The 16,228-nt window shown below is 74.2% G+C and carries 19 protein-coding genes; 10 read left to right on the top strand and 9 right to left on the bottom strand.

Annotation, left to right across the window (positions count from 1 at the left end; all coding sequences use genetic code 11):
* Positions 1-87 precede the first annotated feature (87 nt).
* The 8 genes from lgt to hisI all read right to left on the bottom strand — a co-directional run bounded on the left by lgt (position 88) and on the right by hisI (position 7,204).
* Positions 88-1,098 carry a prolipoprotein diacylglyceryl transferase gene (gene lgt / locus ACPYO4_RS12630; protein ID WP_425709600.1) on the bottom strand — a complete coding sequence of 337 codons (1,011 nt, stop codon included), beginning with the start codon at positions 1,096-1,098 and terminating at the stop codon, positions 88-90.
* Positions 1,095-1,889, bottom strand: coding sequence for a tryptophan synthase subunit alpha (gene trpA / locus ACPYO4_RS12625; protein ID WP_425709599.1), 795 nt, complete (start codon positions 1,887-1,889; stop codon positions 1,095-1,097). The genes lgt and trpA overlap by 4 nt, the downstream gene beginning before the upstream one ends.
* Before the next feature lie 5 nt (positions 1,890-1,894).
* Positions 1,895-3,133: a tryptophan synthase subunit beta gene (gene trpB, locus ACPYO4_RS12620; protein ID WP_425709598.1), complete on the bottom strand. Its 1,239-nt coding sequence runs from the start codon at positions 3,131-3,133 to the stop codon at positions 1,895-1,897.
* Positions 3,134-3,236: 103 nt separating this feature from the next.
* The gene (gene trpC, locus ACPYO4_RS12615; RefSeq protein WP_425709597.1) at positions 3,237-4,049 is read right to left on the bottom strand and encodes an indole-3-glycerol phosphate synthase TrpC; all 813 of its coding nucleotides are present in this window, start codon (positions 4,047-4,049) and stop codon (positions 3,237-3,239) included.
* Positions 4,046-4,414 carry an HGxxPAAW family protein gene (locus ACPYO4_RS12610; RefSeq protein WP_425709596.1) on the bottom strand — a complete coding sequence of 123 codons (369 nt, stop codon included), beginning with the start codon at positions 4,412-4,414 and terminating at the stop codon, positions 4,046-4,048. The genes trpC and ACPYO4_RS12610 overlap by 4 nt, the downstream gene beginning before the upstream one ends.
* Positions 4,415-4,458: 44 nt before the next feature.
* Positions 4,459-5,157, bottom strand: a complete 699-nt coding sequence (locus tag ACPYO4_RS12605; RefSeq protein WP_425709595.1) for a Trp biosynthesis-associated membrane protein — start codon at positions 5,155-5,157, stop codon at positions 4,459-4,461.
* Entirely contained in the window at positions 5,154-6,815 is a 1,662-nt protein-coding gene (locus ACPYO4_RS12600; RefSeq protein ID WP_425709594.1) for an anthranilate synthase component I, read from the bottom strand. Before ACPYO4_RS12600 ends, ACPYO4_RS12605 begins: the two co-directional genes overlap by 4 nt.
* Positions 6,812-7,204 carry a phosphoribosyl-AMP cyclohydrolase gene (gene hisI, locus ACPYO4_RS12595; protein WP_425709644.1) on the bottom strand — a complete coding sequence of 131 codons (393 nt, stop codon included), beginning with the start codon at positions 7,202-7,204 and terminating at the stop codon, positions 6,812-6,814. Before hisI ends, ACPYO4_RS12600 begins: the two co-directional genes overlap by 4 nt.
* 84 nt (positions 7,205-7,288) lie before the next feature.
* On the opposite strand from hisI, the gene ACPYO4_RS12590 reads away from it, so the two are divergent.
* From ACPYO4_RS12590 to ACPYO4_RS12580, 3 genes are all read left to right on the top strand, one after another.
* On the top strand, positions 7,289-8,125 hold the full coding sequence (locus ACPYO4_RS12590; protein WP_425709593.1) for a TIGR03085 family metal-binding protein: 837 nt from the start codon (positions 7,289-7,291) through the stop codon (positions 8,123-8,125).
* Between the two features lie 71 nt (positions 8,126-8,196).
* The gene (locus tag ACPYO4_RS12585; protein WP_425709592.1) at positions 8,197-9,087 is read left to right on the top strand and encodes a hypothetical protein; all 891 of its coding nucleotides are present in this window, start codon (positions 8,197-8,199) and stop codon (positions 9,085-9,087) included.
* Positions 9,088-9,098: 11 nt separating this feature from the next.
* On the top strand, positions 9,099-9,893 hold the full coding sequence (locus ACPYO4_RS12580) for a ferritin-like domain-containing protein (protein WP_425709591.1): 795 nt from the start codon (positions 9,099-9,101) through the stop codon (positions 9,891-9,893).
* 12 nt (positions 9,894-9,905) lie between these two features.
* Here ACPYO4_RS12580 and hisF read toward each other — a convergent pair whose 3' ends face one another.
* Positions 9,906-10,676: an imidazole glycerol phosphate synthase subunit HisF gene (gene hisF / locus ACPYO4_RS12575; RefSeq protein WP_425709590.1), complete on the bottom strand. Its 771-nt coding sequence runs from the start codon at positions 10,674-10,676 to the stop codon at positions 9,906-9,908.
* A 93-nt stretch (positions 10,677-10,769) separates the two neighbouring features.
* Here hisF and ACPYO4_RS12570 point away from each other — a divergent pair, with 93 nt between their 5' ends.
* The 7 genes from ACPYO4_RS12570 to ACPYO4_RS12540 all read left to right on the top strand — a co-directional run bounded on the left by ACPYO4_RS12570 (position 10,770) and on the right by ACPYO4_RS12540 (position 16,190).
* Entirely contained in the window at positions 10,770-11,381 is a 612-nt protein-coding gene (locus ACPYO4_RS12570) for a hypothetical protein (RefSeq protein WP_425709589.1), read from the top strand.
* Between the two features lie 477 nt (positions 11,382-11,858).
* Positions 11,859-12,569 carry an alternate-type signal peptide domain-containing protein gene (locus ACPYO4_RS12565; protein ID WP_425709588.1) on the top strand — a complete coding sequence of 237 codons (711 nt, stop codon included), beginning with the start codon at positions 11,859-11,861 and terminating at the stop codon, positions 12,567-12,569.
* Between the two features lie 127 nt (positions 12,570-12,696).
* Entirely contained in the window at positions 12,697-13,326 is a 630-nt protein-coding gene (locus ACPYO4_RS12560) for a hypothetical protein (RefSeq protein ID WP_425709587.1), read from the top strand.
* Positions 13,323-14,174 (top strand): hypothetical protein, encoded by an 852-nt coding sequence (locus ACPYO4_RS12555; RefSeq protein WP_425709586.1) that lies wholly within the window; start codon positions 13,323-13,325, stop codon positions 14,172-14,174. The genes ACPYO4_RS12560 and ACPYO4_RS12555 overlap by 4 nt, the downstream gene beginning before the upstream one ends.
* The gene (locus ACPYO4_RS12550) at positions 14,171-14,908 is read left to right on the top strand and encodes a signal peptidase I (RefSeq protein ID WP_425709585.1); all 738 of its coding nucleotides are present in this window, start codon (positions 14,171-14,173) and stop codon (positions 14,906-14,908) included. Before ACPYO4_RS12555 ends, ACPYO4_RS12550 begins: the two co-directional genes overlap by 4 nt.
* Complete coding sequence (locus ACPYO4_RS12545; RefSeq protein WP_425709584.1) at positions 14,905-15,708, top strand: hypothetical protein; 804 nt, start codon at positions 14,905-14,907, stop codon at positions 15,706-15,708. Before ACPYO4_RS12550 ends, ACPYO4_RS12545 begins: the two co-directional genes overlap by 4 nt.
* Positions 15,705-16,190, top strand: a complete 486-nt coding sequence (locus ACPYO4_RS12540; protein WP_425709583.1) for a DUF7507 domain-containing protein — start codon at positions 15,705-15,707, stop codon at positions 16,188-16,190. Before ACPYO4_RS12545 ends, ACPYO4_RS12540 begins: the two co-directional genes overlap by 4 nt.
* Positions 16,191-16,228 lie beyond the last annotated feature (38 nt).

Raw genomic sequence — 16,228 nt, 5'->3', positions numbered from 1 at the left:
ACGAGGACGCCGGATCGTCGGACGGGGGTTGCCGTCGTGTTTCGTCGATGTTTCGCCGAAACAATCGACGGTCGCGTCATGATCCGGTCAAGGACCGGCACGCTCCGGTTCGTCGTCGGACGCGGCCCTCTCCCCCGTGGCGGAGGCGTCGGCGACCGTGCCCTCCCCCTCCGGGGCGGTGTCGCCGACGGCGGGGGCGCCGGCGGCGGAGGGGCCCTCCGCGGTGGCGAGCGGGCCGCGACCGGGGAGCCAGATCTCGTCCCGGTCGGGCGTCGCCCGCGCCCGGCGGGTGAGCCAGACGATCATCGCCACGCCGATCACGCAGCCGGCGATGGCGATGATCTGGTGGATCCGCATGCCGGCGACGAGGTTGGAGGGGTCGGTGCGCAGGGACTCCGTCAGCGTGCGACCGGTGAGCCAGATGATGACGTAGAGCCAGAAGACCCGTCCGCCGTCGAGCCGCAGGCGGCGCTGGGCGAGCACGAGGACCAGCGCCCCGGCGAGGTTCCACAGCCCCTCGTAGAGGAAGGTCGGGTGGACGAGCTCCGGGAGCTCGCGGTCGATCCGCAGACCCCACGGCAGGTCGGTCGCGGTGCCGTAGAGCTCCTGGTTGAAGTAGTTGCCGAGCCGGCCCACGGCCTGGGCCACGAGCATGCCCGGGGCGAGGGCGTCGGCGAACGGGCCGATCCGCAGCCCGCGCCGCCTGAGCCCGAGGTAGGCGCCCAGCGCGCCGAACGTCACGGCCCCCATGATGCCGAGGCCGCCCTCCCAGACCTTGAACATCTCCCACGGGCTGATGCCCTCGCCGAAGTAGTTCTGCGGGTTGACGGCGATCTCGTAGATCCGCGAGCCCACGATGCCGAACGGCACCATCCAGTACAGGGCGATGTCGAGCGCGGTCTCGGCCGGCCCTCCCTTGGCGGTGTACCGCCGGTCGAGGATCCACCAGGCGAGCACCGCGCCGAGGATGATCGCGAGCGCGTACGCGCGCAGCGGGAACGGCCCGAGGTACCAGACGTTCTCCGGAGGGCTGGGGATGCCGCGCACTCCGGCCCAGGCCCCGGCGCTCGCCAGTGCGGCCTGGGCGCCGGGAATCATGCCCGGCCCTCGCGCACGCCCTGCGCCAGCTCGGCGGTCAGCGCCCCGAGCGCGTCGAGTCCGGCGGCGTCACCCTCGCCGAGCGCCTGGATGAGCGCGGAGCCGACGATGACGCCGTCGGCGTAGGCGGCCACCCGGGCGGCCTGCTGCCGGTTCGAGACGCCGATGCCGACGCACGCACGGTCCGCCCCCGCGGCACGGGTGCGCGCCACGAGCTCGTCCCCGCCCTCCGCGAGCGAGTCCTGCACGCCCGTGACGCCCATGCGGCTCGCGACGTAGACGAACCCGCGCGAGGCCGAGGCCACCGTGCGCAGCCGCTCGTCCGACGAGGCGGGAGCGACGAGGAACACCTTGTCCAGGCCGTGCTCGTCCGCCGCGGCGGACCAGCGGCCGGCCTCCTCCGGGACGAGGTCCGGCGTGATGAGCCCGGCCCCGCCGGCGGACGCAAGGTCCGCGGCGAAGCGCTCCACTCCGTACGCGTAGACGGGGTTGTAGTAGGTCATCACGAGCACGGCCGCGCCGGTCGCGGCCACCTGCTCGACGGCCAGGAGCACCTCGCGCGTGCGCGTGCCGGCCGCGAGCGCCCGTTCACCGGAGCGCTGGACCACCGTCCCGTCCATGCCGGGGTCGGAGTAGGGCAGGCCGAGCTCGATGACGTCCGCGCCGTGCTCGACGGCGACCTCCGCCGCGCGCACGGAGCCGTCGAGGTCGGGGTAGCCGGCGGAGAGGTAGGCGACCAGGGCCGCCCGGTCCTGCGCCAGTGCGGCGTCGATCCGGTCCCCGGCGGTCACGTTGCTCACTTCTCGCCCCCGAGGTCGAAGTACTCGATCGCCGTCTCCATGTCCTTGTCCCCGCGGCCCGACAGGCTGACGAGGATCACCGGCGGCTTGCCCTGCCCACCGGCGTCCTGCCACTCGCGGCCGATGCGCAGGGCGCCGGCGAGGGCGTGGGCGGACTCGATGGCCGGGATGATGCCCTCCGTCCGCGACAGCAGGGCGAAGGCGTCCATGGCCTCGGCGTCGGTGACCTGCTGGTACTCGGCGCGGCCGAGGTCGGCGAGCCAGGCGTGCTCCGGCCCGACGCCCGGGTAGTCCAGCCCGGCGGAGATGGAGTGCGACTCGATGGTCTGCCCGTCGTCGTCGTGCAGCAGGTAGGACAGGGAGCCCTGGAAGACTCCCGGGCGCCCGCCGCCGATCGCGGCCGCGTGCCGGCCGGTCTCCACGCCGTCGCCGGCCGCCTCGAGCCCGACGAGACGCACGCCCTCGTCGTCGAGGAAGGCGTTGAAGATGCCGATCGCGTTGGAGCCGCCGCCGACGCAGGCCGTGACGACGTCAGGCAGCCGACCGGTCAGCTCGAGCACCTGCTCGCGGGCCTCCTCGCCGATGACCTTCTGCAGGTCGCGGACGAGCTCGGGGAACGGGTGCGGCCCCGCGGCGGTACCGAACACGTAGTTGGTCGTGGCCACGTTCGTCACCCAGTCGCGGAAGGCCTCGGAGATGGCGTCCTTGAGGGTCTGCGAGCCGTTGGTCACCGAGACGACCTCGGCGCCGAGCAGCTGCATCCGGGCGACGTTGAGCGCCTGTCGACGCACGTCCTCGGCGCCCATGTAGATCGTGCAGTCGAGTCCCATGAGGGCGGCCGCGGTGGCGGTGGCGACGCCGTGCTGACCGGCCCCGGTCTCGGCGATGACGCGGGTCTTGCCGACCTTCTTCGTCAGCAGACCCTGGCCGAGGACGTTGTTGATCTTGTGGGAACCGGTGTGGTTGAGGTCCTCGCGCTTGAGCAGGACCCGTGCGCCGCCCGCGTGCTCGGCGAACCGGGGCGCCTCGGTGAGCAGCGACGGGCGGCCGATGTAGGTGGCCGCCAGCTCGCCCATCTCGCGGGCGAACTCCGGCGAGTCCCGCATCTCCTCCCACGCGGCGGTGAGGTCGTCGAGCGCGACGATGAGCGCCTCGGAGACGAACCTGCCCCCGAACTGCCCGAAGTAGGGTCCGTGCGCCTCGGACAGCTTGCCCGGGTCGTCGGTGTACTGCACGTGCAGCTCCTTCCGGGCGCGCGCCCGAGTCAGCGCGGCCGGCGCCGTCGGGCGCGGCCGGTGGTGCGTGGGGCCGCCGGCGGGCGGTCCCGGTGGACGCCGGTCAGTCCCGGCCGGCGCTGAGCGACGGGTGGGCGCCCGCCGCCACGTAGTCGGCCACGGCCCGGCGCGGGTCGGCCTGCGTGACCAGGGCCTCGCCGACGAGCACGGCGTCGGCCCCCTGACGCGCGTAGTCCAGGACGTCGTGGACGGAGGCGACGCCGGACTCGGCGACCTTGACGATCCCGTCCGGGACCACGTCGACGACCTGGTCGAACACCGACCGGTCGACCTCGAGCGTCTTGAGGTTGCGGGCGTTGATCCCGATGACGCGGGCGCCGGCGTCGCGAGCCCGGAGTGCCTCCTCGCGGTCATGGGCCTCGACGAGCGCGGTCATGCCCAGGGAGTGCACGCGCTCGACGAGCGAGGTGAGCACGGTCTGCTCCAGCGAGGCGACCATGAGCAGCACGAGGTCGGCGCCGTGCGCCCGGGCCTCCCACACCTGGTAGGGGGTGACGATGAAGTCCTTGCGCAGCACGGGGACGTCGACCACGGCGCGCACGGCGTCCAGGTCGGCGAGCGAGCCGCCGAACCGGCGCTCCTCGGTGAGGACCGAGATGGCGGCGGCGCCGCCGTCGGCGTAGGCGGCAGCGAGCACGGCGGGGTCCGGGACGTCGGCGAGCACTCCCTTGGACGGGCTGCGCCGCTTGCACTCGGCGATGATCGTCACCGAGCCGTCGCCGCGCAGCGCCGAGACCGCGTCCCGCGCGGCGGGCCGGCGTCCGGCGATCTCCTTGACCTTCTCCAGCGGGAGCTCGGCCTCGCGGCGGGCGAGATCCTCGCGCACGCCCGCGACGATGTCATCGAGCACGTTCATCGGGTTCGGGCCTCCTCCTCGATGGTGCGCGCGTCGGCCCCGGCGGCGCGCTCGCGGCCGCCGGCGGAGCGCTCCTGCTCCGGCGACTCGTACCAGTCGCGGGCGGGAGCGGTGCGGCGCTCCTGGCCCCGGCCCGTCAGGCGCAGCACGAGACCGACGACGAGCCCCACGACGGCGACGACCGGGCCCGCGACCCACATGATCACGGGTGCGTCGACGACGAGGCCGGCGCAGGAGACGAGGACGCCGAGGGAGACGATGATCATCACGGCCCAGCCGGCCACGGTCTTGCCCTCGTTGTGGGGCGGGGCTGCGACGGGCAGCCGGTAGCCGGTCTGGTGCTGCTCGAGGCTCGTGCCGGTCACGGCTGCTCCTTCATGGGGTCGGGTCGGGGACGTCCTCCCCGAGCCTACCGGTCGTCGACGCTGGGGTCCGTGCCGCGTCCGAGGGCGTCCCAGTCGTCGACGTACCGGTCGCGGGCGGCGTCGGCGGCCGCGGAGGCGGAACCGGTCGGCACCGCCGAGGAGGCGCCCGCCGCGCCGGGTGCGCCGTCCCGGGTGCCGGCGGGGGCGCGGCCCCCGGCGCGCTCGAACCGGCGGCCGGCGGCGGACCAGCGAGCTGACCCGGCCATGACGAGAACGCCCGCGCCCGCGAGGAGGAACCCGGTGACGAGGACGCCCCAGGGCCAGACCTCGGTGGCTGCGGCGTCGACGGTGGGCGCGTTCGTGCCGGTGAGCAGGCGTGCCTCGGCGTGCAGGAGGGCGGCCGGGTCGCGGACCGCCCCCAGGCCGCCGAGCGCGACGACGACTCCCGCGACGAACGTGGCCAGTCCGGCGACGATCGTGCCGACGCGGCCCGACAGCGCGGCCAGCAGCGCCGCCGCCCCCGCCACGAGCGCGCCGGCCCACACCGCCGGGGCGCCCGACATGCCGGTCGCGCTCAGGTCCGCCTCGCCCGTGGCCGTCTCCACGCTCCCGATGGCCCACGTGGGCAGGGCGAGCAGGAAGGTGGCGCCGACGACGAGCAGGATCATGAGGACGAGCTGCCCCCGGCCGGGCCCCGAGCCGGTGCGTCGCCGGGCCGTCGTGCTCGCCGGGTCGCTCCTCATGGCGTGCCCTCCGGCGCGGCCCCGTGGTCGTCACGGGCGGGAGACCCGGCCGCGGCCGGGCGCAGCCGCGAGGCGAGGCGGACGGCGCGCAGCGCGGCGGCGGCCTTGTTCGTCGCCTCCTGAAGCTCCGTGGCGGGCACGGAGTCCGCGACGACGCCCGCGCCGGCCTGCACGGAGGCGCGTCCGCCGTGCAGGACGGCGGTGCGGATGGCGATCGCGAGGTCGGCGTCGCCCGCGAGGTCGAGGTACCCGACCACGCCGCCGTACACGCCCCGCCGCGAGGGCTCGAGCGAGTCGATGATCTCGATCGCCCGGACCTTCGGCGCGCCGGAGAGCGTGCCGGCGGGGAACGTGGCGCGCAGGCAGTCCAGGGCGGTGGCGTCCGGGCGTCGCCGACCGGTCACCGTGGAGCTGATGTGCATGATGTGGCTGAAGCGCTTGATCTCCATCAGCTCGGTGACCTCGACGGTCTCGGGCCGGCACACCTTGGACAGGTCGTTGCGCGCGAGGTCGACGAGCATGACGTGCTCGGAGAGCTCCTTGGGGTCCGCGAGCAGCTCCTCGGCGAGCTCGCGGTCCTCGGCCGGCTTCGTGCCGCGGGGCCGGGAGCCGGCGATCGGGAACGTGATGACCTCCTCGCCGCTCACTTTGACGAGGGTCTCCGGGGAGGAGCCGACGACGTGGAGCATCCCGCCGATGCCGTCGTCGAGGGCGAACAGGTACATGTACGGGCTCGGGTTGACCGTGCGCAGCACCCGGTAGACGTCGAGGGGGTCGGCGTCGGTGGTGACGTCGAGGCGCTGGGACAGGACGACCTGGAAGATGTCGCCGTCGACGATCCGCTGCTTGCCCACCCGGACCGCCTCCTGGAAGTCCTCGTCGGCGAACCGCGCGGTGACCTCGGGCAGCTCGCCGGCGGGGTCGAGGACGGAGGCGAGCGCCGGGGCCGGGGCGAGCAGCCCCTCCTGCATGGCGTCCAGGCGTGCCACGGCGTCCGCGTGCGCCTCGTCCACGCGCTCGTGAGAGCCGTCGGTGTTGACCGCGTCGGCCACGAGCCACAGGGTCCCGTCCAGGTGGTCGAGGGCGACGACGTCGCTCGCGAGGCACAGCGCCACCTCGGGCAGGTCGTCGTCGGACGGCGCGACGCGCGGCAGCGTCGGCTCCCACTCGTGGACGACGTCCCAGCCGAGCGAGCCGACGAAGCCGCCGGTCAGCGGGGGCAGGCCCGGGATCGCCGGGGTCCCCAGGACGTCGAGGGCGGCGGCGAGGACCTCGAGGACCGGCCCGTCGGTGGGGATCCCGACGGGGACGTCGCCGCGCCAGGCCGCGCGTCCGCCCCGCGAGGTGAGCGTCGCGCGCGAGCCCACGCCGACGAAGCTCCAGCGGGACCAGCGCCCGGCCTCGGCCGACTCCATGAGGAACGTGCCGGGCCTGCCGGCGGCGAGCCGCCGGTAGACGCCGACCGGCGTGACGTCGTCCGCCAGGAGCCTGCGGACGACCGGGATCACCCGCCGGTCGCGCGCGAGCTCGCGGAACCGCGGCAGGCTCGGCCACGTCTCGCCCCAGGCCGGCTCGACCGGCTGCTCGGCCCCGGCCCCGGTCGGGTCCTCGGGCGGCTCCTGGCCAGGTGCTGCGGCGGCGCCGTCCGGGCGGGTCATCGGCCGGCCCCCGTCACGGGGAGCGGACCGCCGGCCTCGAAGCAGCTCGTCGTCCCGGTGTGGCAGGCGGGACCGACCTGGTCGACGACGACGAGCAACGCGTCCCCGTCGCAGTCCAGGGCCACCGAGCGCACGTGCTGGACGTGCCCCGAGGTGTCCCCCTTGCGCCACAGCTCGGCGCGGGAGCGGGACCAGTACCAGGCCCGTCCCGAGGTCAGCGTCCGGTGCAGGGCCTCGTCGTTCATCCAGGCCACCATGAGGACGCCGAGCGTCGTCGCGTCCTGCACCACCGCGCACACGAGGCCGTGGGGGTCGCGGCGCAGCCGGTCGGCGATCGCGGGGTCCAGCAGGGGTGTCGGCGCGGCGCCGTCGGGCGTCGGTTCGCTCAGGTCGGGCACCGCCTCATGGTGCCACGACAGGGGTGCCGCCTTGTCGGGCGTGCGCGGCCGCCGCGCGTGTGGGAGCGTCCTCGTGTGAGCGACGAGCGACGACCGGTGGACGTGGAGCGAGCCGCGATCGCACGGACGCTGGCCGCCGCCGATCCCGGAGCACCCACGCTCTGCGCCGGATGGCGGGTCGTCGACCTCGCCGCTCATCTCGTGCTGCGGGAGCGCCGGCCCGACCTCGTCCTGCGGGACCTCCTCTCCGGCGCCGAGCCCGGCCGGGAGCCGCATCTCCAGCGCCTGGTCGCGGACGCGCTGGACCCGGTCGGCTACCGGGCGCTCGCGGCACGGGTAGCCACGGGCCCGCCGCGGTGGTCGCCCCTGCGGCTGGCGGAGTCGACGACGAACCTCGTCGAGCTCGTCGTCCACCACGAGGACGTCCGGCGTGGGCCGCGCGACGCGGACGGCGCCTCGGAACCGGCGGAGCCGCGCGACGACCTCACCCCCGACCTGCTGCGCGAGCTGTGGCAGCGGGTGCGCTCCACCGCGGGCCTCATGTACCGCAGCAGCGGCACCGGCGTGGTGCTCGTGGTCCCCGGCGGGCCGCGAGCCACCGTGCGCCGGGGCGCGGACGCGGTCGCCGTCGTCGGTGACCCGGTCGAGCTCGCGCTGCACGCGAACGGGCGCCGGCGCGCGGCGCAGGTCACGCTCGAGGGCCGGCCGGAGACGATCGACCGGTTCCTCGCGGGCCTGTCCGGGGACGTGCCCGGCGACGCGGGCCCCGTCGCACCGTCGGGAGGGCTCGCCGGGTCGGCGGAGGGCCTCGCCGGGTCGGCGGAGGGCTCCGCGTCGCGAGGGGCAGAGCCCGGGCGTCGCGAGGAGCAGAGCCCGGAACGCGGAGCACCACCTAACCTGGACGTGTGGTGACCGATGCGCGAGCGACCCCGGCCGGGGGGCGGCCCGGCCTCCTGCACAGCGCCGACGGAACGGTCGCACCGGTGCGCACGACGAGCTTCGACGTCGCCCGGTTCACCCGCACCGCGTTCGGGGACCACCGGCCACCCGTGCCCGCGCCGTTCGGGCCGACCGCTCTCCACCCCCACCACCGCGGCGCCCTGACCTACCTGCGCGACCTCGAGCGGACCGCGACCGACACGCTGCGCCGCGTGCTCGCGACGTCGACCTCCCGGGAGGCGCGCTACACCGCGTTCCTCACGACCTGGGCGCACGACCGCTACTGGTTCGCCGACCGGTTGACGCGGGCGCTCGACGGCCCTGGGCCGGGCCGCGTCCCCGAGGACGAGCGGCCGACGCGGCTCGACCGGGTCGCGCACGCCCAGGACCTGCTCGCCCAGCACGTCGCCCCCGTGTGGACGACACTCCTCGGCGAGCCGACGACGGCGCTGCACGCTGCCCGGGGCCTCGCCGAGGAGAGCGCGGTGCTCGTCGCCTACGACCGGCTCGCCCGGCTCGCCGGCGGCGGGCTCGACGAGCTGCTCGCCCCCGTGCGCGAGCGGCGGGTGGAGCACGTGGCCTTCTTCCGGGCCGAGGCGGCGATGCGGCTCGACGACGACGCGTGCGCGACCCGGTTCGTGCGGGCGCTGCTGACGCGGGGCTTCCACCCGCTGCGACCCGGCCGTCTCCGCGCCCGCGCGAGCCACCGCCTGCTGCGCGTCCTGCTCGCGGGCCCCGGCGGGGAGCGGGTCGTGCGCGACGCCGACGCCCCGATCGTGGCGCTCCCGGGCCTCGCAGGGCACGGGCCGCTGGCGGCCGCGCTACGCCGCGAACGTCCCCTCGTCCCACCGACGGCACCCGTCCGACCACCACGTCCCGTCCGGCCGGCCGGACCGCTCGACGAGCGCGCCGACCTCGACCGGGCCGCCGGCTGAGGAGCACACGCATGACCTTCGACATCGACACCTTCGCCGCGGACAGCACGCCCGTGCGGTTCGAGGACCTCGACATGAGCTCCTTCCGGGACGACCCGCTGCCCGAGGACTCGCTGCGCTGCCTGCGGTACATGTGCGACGTCGAGTACCACACGGTCTGCTACCTGCGGGACCTGCTCGTCACCCCGTCGAGCCGGGAGGGCGACGTGGCGGGCTTCATGACGATGTGGAACCGCGAGGAGTTCTGGCACGGCGAGGCCCTGGCCGCGGTCCTCGCCGCCCACGACATCACCGTCGACTACGACGAGCTCAAGGCCAGGCGGACGAAGCTCGGCTGGCGCGAGGCGCTGTCCTCGCTCAAGCAGTCCGTGCTCGCCAACCTCGTGGGCGCCGACTTCGTCGCCACCCACATGCTCTGGGGCGCGGCCAACGAGTGGTCCGCCGTCGCGGCCTACCGACGGATGGCCGACCTCGAGCGGCACCCGGTCCTCGCCGTCCTGCTGCGCCGCATCGCCCAACAGGAGACGCGGCACGTCGCCTTCTACGCGACCCGGGCCAGGGAGCGTCTCACCGCCAGCGAGCCGGCCCGCAGGGTGGCCCGGCTGACCCTGGAGCGGTTCTGGCGCCCGGTCGGCACGAGCATCATGGGCCGCACCGAGGTCCGCCACGTGATGGGCCACCTGTTCTCCGAGCCCGACGGACGGGCCGAGGTCCGGCGCATCGACCAGAACATCGCGCGGTTGCCGGGCATGGCGGGCGTCACCGTGTTCGACGACGCGCTCGAGGCCGAGGGCGTGCCCGCCTGAGCGGCCGCGCGCTCAGCGCACCTCGACGCCGGCGCCGCGCATCGTGTCCTTGACGCCGCCGATGCTCAGCGTGCCGAAGTGGAAGACGCTCGCGGCGAGCACGGCGTCGGCGCCCGCGTGGGCGGCCTGCGCGAAGTGCTCGGCCGACCCGGCGCCGCCCGAGGCGATGAGCGGGACCCGCACCTCGCTGCGGAAGGCCCGGAGCATCTCGAGGTCGAAGCCCGCCTCGGTGCCGTCGGCGTCGATCGAGTTGAGCAGGATCTCGCCGGCGCCGAGCTCGGCCGCTCGGACGCACCACTCGAGGGCGTCCGTCCCGGTCCCGCGCCGGCCGCCGTGCGTCGTCACCTCGAAGCCCGAGTCGGTGATGGTCTCGCCCGTGGTGCGTCGCACGTCGGCCGAGAGGACGAGGACCTGCGAGCCGAAGCGGTCGGCGACCTCGGAGATGAGCTCGGGCCGGGCGACGGCGGCCGTGTTGACGCTCACCTTGTCGGCCCCGTGGGTGAGGAGGCGGTGGACGTCGTCGACGGTGCGCACGCCCCCGCCGACGGTCAGCGGCACGAAGATCTCCTCGGCCGTACGGGCCACGACGTCGTAGGTGGTGGAGCGCTCCTCGACCGAGGCAGACACGTCGAGGAAGGTCAGCTCGTCGGCCCCGTCGGCGTCGTACCGGCGGGCGAGCTCGACCGGGTCGCCCGCGTCCCGCAGCCCCTCGAACCGCACGCCCTTGACGACGCGGCCCGCGGCGACGTCCAGGCAGGGGATCACGCGAACGGCCAGCGACATGGTGCTTCCTCCAGGTGGCGCCGGCGGCGCCTCCCTCCCACCGTACCGAGCACGAGCGCGCGCCCGCCGCGGCGCCCGGTAGGTTGGCACGCCATGCCCACGCCCGCCTCCCTGGTCGCCGACCTCGTGCTCGAGCAGGTCGGGTCGCGCGACGACGGCGACGCCCCCGCGGGCACCCCGGCGCGCGATCGGCGCACCGTCGTCCTCGGCATCGACGGGCGGTCCGGAGCGGGCAAGTCGACGCTCGCGAGCGACGTCGTGACGATCCTCGAGCGCCGCTCCCCGTACCGAGGCCGTGTCGCGCTCGTCCGCCTGGACGACCACTACCAGGGCTGGACCGGCCTGCGGGCCGGGGCCGAGGCCGTGCGCCCCGTGCTGGCCGCTCTCGGCCGGGGCGAGGCCGGCTCCGCGCCGACCTGGGACTGGCACCGCTCGGCCCCCGGGCCGGTCCGGGTCGTCCCGGCACCGGGCCGACCGCACCCGCGTCTCGTCGTCGTCGAGGGATGCGGGGCCACGCTCCTGCACGACCACCTCGACGCGCTGGCGTGGCTCGACGAGCCCGAGGCCATGCGCCGGGCGCGCGCCGAGGCCCGCGAGGGCGACGTGAGCTCGTGGTGGAAGACCTGGGCGCGCCAGGAGGACGAGGCCCTCGCTCTCGCGGCCCCGTACCGGTATGCCGACCTGCGCCTCACCGCGTCGGAATAGGTCGTCCGACCGCCCGCCCCGGTGACGGTTTCCGTATTGACGGGGATGCCCTCGCGCATTCTGAGCGCGCATTTCCGTCCAGGTTGAGAAAACAATGCGCCGATACGCCGTCGACGCGCGATCGGACCATTGCCAGAAAGACACGAGGTGAATGCCAGACGAGCGCTGCACCCCGCCAGGACCGCACGGACGCAGCGTCGAGACGGTGTCCAGATCCAGTGGAACCACCGCCCATAATCGTTGGAACAACAGGCCCTACGCCGTCTCGACGGTCCTCGACGTCACCCACGTCACCGCCCGGGAGCGGCAGGATCGCGCCGGATCACGACCGCGGCGCAGCTCGCCGGCACGGCATTTCGACAGTTCGGCCAGCTCTTGCAGGGCCCGCATTCCCTGCTACGTTTCGTCGCGTCGGAGCAATGACTGCACCGACATATCCCCTTTCCCCTCGCACCCACCCATGAATGGAGCACAATCGTGCGCAAGAAGACTGTCGGCGCCCTCGCAGGTGCCGCCGCCGCAGCTGTTGCCCTCGGCTCGGGCGGCACGTTCGCCCTCTGGTCGGACTCCGACACCATCGACGCCGGGACGATCACCGCCGGTAACCTCGAGGTCGAGACCCAGGGTGCCTTCCAGTGGCACGACACCACCTTCAACATCGACAACTTCTCGGTGCCGCCGGTCTGCATCCCATTCTTCGGGTGCACCCCCGGCTGGGACTTCGACCTGCCCACCCTGCGCCACGACTTCGCTCACCCGATCAACGACATGGACACCTACCGGGTGGTCCCGGGCGACTTCATCGTCGGCGAGCAGTCCATCGTCCTCGACCTCGAGGGCGACAACCTCCGTGCCGACCTGACAATCGGTCCCTCGGCGGACTACGCCGGTGAGTTCGAGGGCCTCACGGTCCGTTACGGCGTCTACAACAACACCACCAACCAGTGGATCGTCACCAGCGCCTCGTTCGACGACGTCATCGAGCTGGAATTCCAGGCTCCGCAGTCCGGTCAGGGCGCCGGCACGCCCGACCCGGGCTGGCCGGTCCTCGCCCACGACACGGAGCTGACGTTCGTCGTCCTCGCGGAGTTCGACGAGGCCACCTCCGGCACCACCAGCACCGAGGCCTCCACCGCGCTCGACAACCTCAACGTCGAGCTCGAGCAGACCCGCCGCTCCCTCCCCTGACCCGCACCGCGCGGGACAGACCGACGATCGGTCGGACGGTCGGCCTCCCCTTTCCGGGGGGGGCCGGCCGCCCGGCCGTCGCACCGCATCAGGCCTTCACCCTTCGAGACCCCCGATCGAGGACCCCATGCCCGACGCCCGTCGCAGCACCACCGCTCGGCGCAGACCCACCGTCCGGCGCCCCGCCGCCGCGCTGGCACTTTCTGCCGCCGGCGTCGCCGTCCTGGGTGGCGCGAGCACGTACGCGCTGTGGAGCACCGACGTCGCGGCAGGCTCCGGCAGCTCCATCACCGCCGGAGACCTGGACGCAGCTTCCGTCGGAGACCTCGAGTGGACCACGGACGTGGACGCCGAGGAGCAGGGCGTGCTCGGCTCGGGCGAGCACGCCTGGGCCGTCCAGGGCTTCGACCTCGCGCTCGACGGCCACAACCTCGTCGCCGACGCGACCGTCGACGTCACCCTCTCGGCCGACCTGGACTACCCGTACCAGTGGTTCGTCTCGACCGACCCCGCGATCACCGACCCGCGGGCCGCGATCGCCGACGGTATCCCCGGCCACGTGTTCGGTCCGTCGTCGGCGGCGCAAGCGACCCGCGAGGGCCTCACGGAGGCCGACCTGCCCGACTCTCTCGACGGTAGCGCCGACTGGTTCCTCTACGTACTGGTCGAGAACCCGTACCCCCTTGCGCCCGGCGACCCCGCGGAGCTCGACGTCGTCACGGTGCGTGGCGACCTCACGCTGGAGCAGGCGTCATGAGCGCCACGCGACGCGACCGAGCGCTGCTGGCCCTCGTCACTGCCGGTGTCCTCGGCGCCGCGGCGTCGGCCGGAACGCTCGCCTTGTGGACGGCGAGCGCGAGCGGCGAGGGATCGATCGGGGCCGAGCGCTTCTCTGACCCCGCCCGCGGTCTCGCGGAGTCCGCCACCGACGGGCCGGACGAGGCCCCGAGCCAGGGCCCCGCCGAGTCCCCCACCGACGGACCGTCAGAGTCCTCCACCGACGGCCCAGCCGAGTCCGCGAGCGCCGGCTCTACCGAGTCCCCCTCCGGGGGCTCCCCCGCGTCCGCCACCGCCGGCCACGGCCCGAACGCACCAGGTGGGCCGACCCAGGACGAGCCGGCACCGGGCGAGACCTCTCCAGAGGCGCCCGCGCCGGAGGAGCCCCCGGCCCCCGTCCGAATCGACCTGCCCGCCGAGCTCGTCTACCAGATCAACGCGCACGGCCGCGGTGCATCGCTGATCCAGCACGGCCTCACGGAGGACGAGCTCGCGACGTTCGACGTCTCGCTCATGACGGACGTGCCGGACCTCGCCTGGCGCATGCAGGTCTACACGGTCACGGCACCGGAGCAGTGCTCGGTCACCGACGTCGACCTTCCGGTCGACGACGGCACGCCGGTCGAGCTCGAGCTCGACACCTCCACGCTGCTGTGCCTCGAGCTCGAGGCCGCCACCACGGACCGATCCGGCAGCGTGAGCGCGAGCGGCACCTCCGAGGCCGGCGACGTCTCCGCCCAGGAGGACTGGGCGGTCACCGTCCACGACACCCTCACCGCCGACGACATCGAGGTCGTCCTCACCCCCGTCATCGAGGTCACACCATGAGCACCACCCGTTCCGGACGCCACGAGCTGTGGGGCGGCGTCGCACGCGGATTCATCGCCGTCGTCGCCGTGCTCGCCGTTCTCGTCGCGGCCGCGGCCTTCATCGTGCCCCGGTTCATGGGCTGGGTCCCGCTGACGATCCTGTCTGGCTCCATGGAGCCGACCTACTCCCCCGGCGACGTCGTCGTCGTCGACCCCGACTACGCGGACCCGGTGATCGGCGACGTCGTCACAGTCCAGCCGGTGTCTGGCGACCCGACACTCGTCACGCACCGGATCATCGGCGTCACCGTCGGGAACGACGGCGCCCTCGGCGTGACCACCCAGGGCGATGCCAATGACGCGGTCGACGACCCGGTGACGATGGAGCAGATCCAGGGACAGGTGATCTACGGGGTCCCGTGGGTCGGCCACCTCACGCAGCCCGAGGTGCGGCCCTGGCTCGGCGGCGCGGCGATCGCGATCCTCGCGTGGCTCGTGCTGTCCTCGATCCTCGGCGGTCGGGGGAAGGACGACGAGGCCGACGACGCCGAGGAGACGGACCGTGGGACGACGCCGCCGTCCCGCGATGACAAGGCCGCCGCCGGTCAACAGGCCGACCCGGAGACGGGAACCAGGCCGGTCGCCGCTGGAACCAATCCCACCGATGCCGGGCCCACCGATGTAGACACCCCCGCGCCTGCTCCCGCCGACGCCCCCACGAGCCGGAGCCGAACCGAGGTCGCGACGACATGAGACACCACCCGCGGTCCGCACGCCGCCGCGGCGCGGCCATCGGCGCACTCACCCTTGGCTTCGGGGTCCTCGCCACGGGCAGCGCCGCCGCCGACGACCCATCGTCCGCCGCCGACGCCATCGTCATCGACGTCGGCGAGGGGTTTGCCCCCGTGGTCACGGTCCAGCTGTTCGACGCTGTGATCGTGCCCGGCGGCGATATCGAGCGCACATTTCGCGTGCGGAACGATGGTCCGACCGCCGCCACCATGACCGTCGACATCGTCGACGTCACGCAGATGGGCGAGCTCGACGAGTTCTTCGACGACGTCACGATCAACGACCACCCGGTCACGTCGCTCCTCGGCGTCGACACCGCCCTGGTCGAGGCCCCGATCGAGCGCGGCGAGATCGTCGACGTTCCTCTCGAGCTTCATTTCCCGGTCGAGGCGACCTCCGGCAATCGTTCGGAGGTCGGCGCGCGAGGTGCGAGCTTCGGCGTCCGTGTGACGATGACCGGGGACACCCCCGAGGTCCCGACGACCGAGCCCCCCGGCGAGACGCCGACGTCGCCGCCCGAGCGCCCCGTGTCGACGCCTGCCACGAGCGGTGTGGCGGGCGGCGGGGTCTCCGGCGGCGGCACCGCCGCCGGGGGGCTGCCGGTCGCAGGTCCGCGAGCGGCCGGCCCCGTGGCCCTGCCACAGACAGGTCCGGACATCCTCACCACGCTGATGATCGCGGCCGCGCTCGCAGGCGGCGGGCTCGCTGCCCGGGCCGCACGGCAGCGGTTCGGCGCCGGCGGGACGGGAGCGTCCTCATGACCACCGCACGTCGTCCGGCCGCGGGTGCGCTGCTCGCCGTCACCGTCCTCCTCCTGGGGGCCGTCGGGTCCGCTGCGACCGCCGAGGCGGGCACGCCCGGGCCCGAGGCCGGCGAGGGCGCGCCGTCACCGGAGCCCGCACCGACACCTGGTCCCCCAACGGAGCCCGATCCAGCACACGCCCCCGCACCCGAGCCCGCCCCCGCTCCCACCCCGGACCCGGCTGCCCCACCCGCCGAAGAACTGCCCGACGACCCCGGCGAGGCGTCGATCACGGTGGTGGAGTACGACCCGCTGCCCGAGCTCGTCGCGGAGGACGCGATGGTCGCGTGGAGCTACTTCGTAACGAACACGGGCGACGTCGACGTCACCGACATCGTCCTCACCGACAGCGAGGGTGCCGCCGTCGAGTGCCCGCTGACCACGCTCGTGCCCACCGAGCAGATGATCTGCACCGTCACGGCGGTGCTCGGCGGGCCCTGAGCCCGCCACAGCGGGGCGTGGACCGGGATCCCCCCTCA

It is taken from the genome of Georgenia sp. Z1491, assembly GCF_049856175.1.
GTDB lineage: Bacteria > Actinomycetota > Actinomycetes > Actinomycetales > Actinomycetaceae > JB111.
This window is presented reverse-complemented; position numbering and strand designations above follow the sequence as displayed.

What these genes read in the sequence shown, in the direction of transcription:
- hisF (WP_425709590.1), bottom strand. Translation starts at nt 10,676, where the DNA reads ATGTCGCTGGCCGTTCGCGTGATCCCCTGCCTGGACGTCGCCGCGGGC.
- ACPYO4_RS12540 (WP_425709583.1), top strand. Translation starts at nt 15,705, where the DNA reads ATGACCACCGCACGTCGTCCGGCCGCGGGTGCGCTGCTCGCCGTCACC.
- ACPYO4_RS12605 (WP_425709595.1), bottom strand. Translation starts at nt 5,157, where the DNA reads ATGAGGAGCGACCCGGCGAGCACGACGGCCCGGCGACGCACCGGCTCG.
- ACPYO4_RS12545 (WP_425709584.1), top strand. Translation starts at nt 14,905, where the DNA reads ATGAGACACCACCCGCGGTCCGCACGCCGCCGCGGCGCGGCCATCGGC.
- ACPYO4_RS12550 (WP_425709585.1), top strand. Translation starts at nt 14,171, where the DNA reads ATGAGCACCACCCGTTCCGGACGCCACGAGCTGTGGGGCGGCGTCGCA.
- ACPYO4_RS12555 (WP_425709586.1), top strand. Translation starts at nt 13,323, where the DNA reads ATGAGCGCCACGCGACGCGACCGAGCGCTGCTGGCCCTCGTCACTGCC.
- ACPYO4_RS12580 (WP_425709591.1), top strand. Translation starts at nt 9,099, where the DNA reads ATGACCTTCGACATCGACACCTTCGCCGCGGACAGCACGCCCGTGCGG.
- lgt (WP_425709600.1), bottom strand. Translation starts at nt 1,098, where the DNA reads ATGATTCCCGGCGCCCAGGCCGCACTGGCGAGCGCCGGGGCCTGGGCC.
- ACPYO4_RS12570 (WP_425709589.1), top strand. Translation starts at nt 10,770, where the DNA reads ATGCCCACGCCCGCCTCCCTGGTCGCCGACCTCGTGCTCGAGCAGGTC.
- ACPYO4_RS12600 (WP_425709594.1), bottom strand. Translation starts at nt 6,815, where the DNA reads ATGACCCGCCCGGACGGCGCCGCCGCAGCACCTGGCCAGGAGCCGCCC.
- trpC (WP_425709597.1), bottom strand. Translation starts at nt 4,049, where the DNA reads ATGAACGTGCTCGATGACATCGTCGCGGGCGTGCGCGAGGATCTCGCC.
- ACPYO4_RS12560 (WP_425709587.1), top strand. Translation starts at nt 12,697, where the DNA reads ATGCCCGACGCCCGTCGCAGCACCACCGCTCGGCGCAGACCCACCGTC.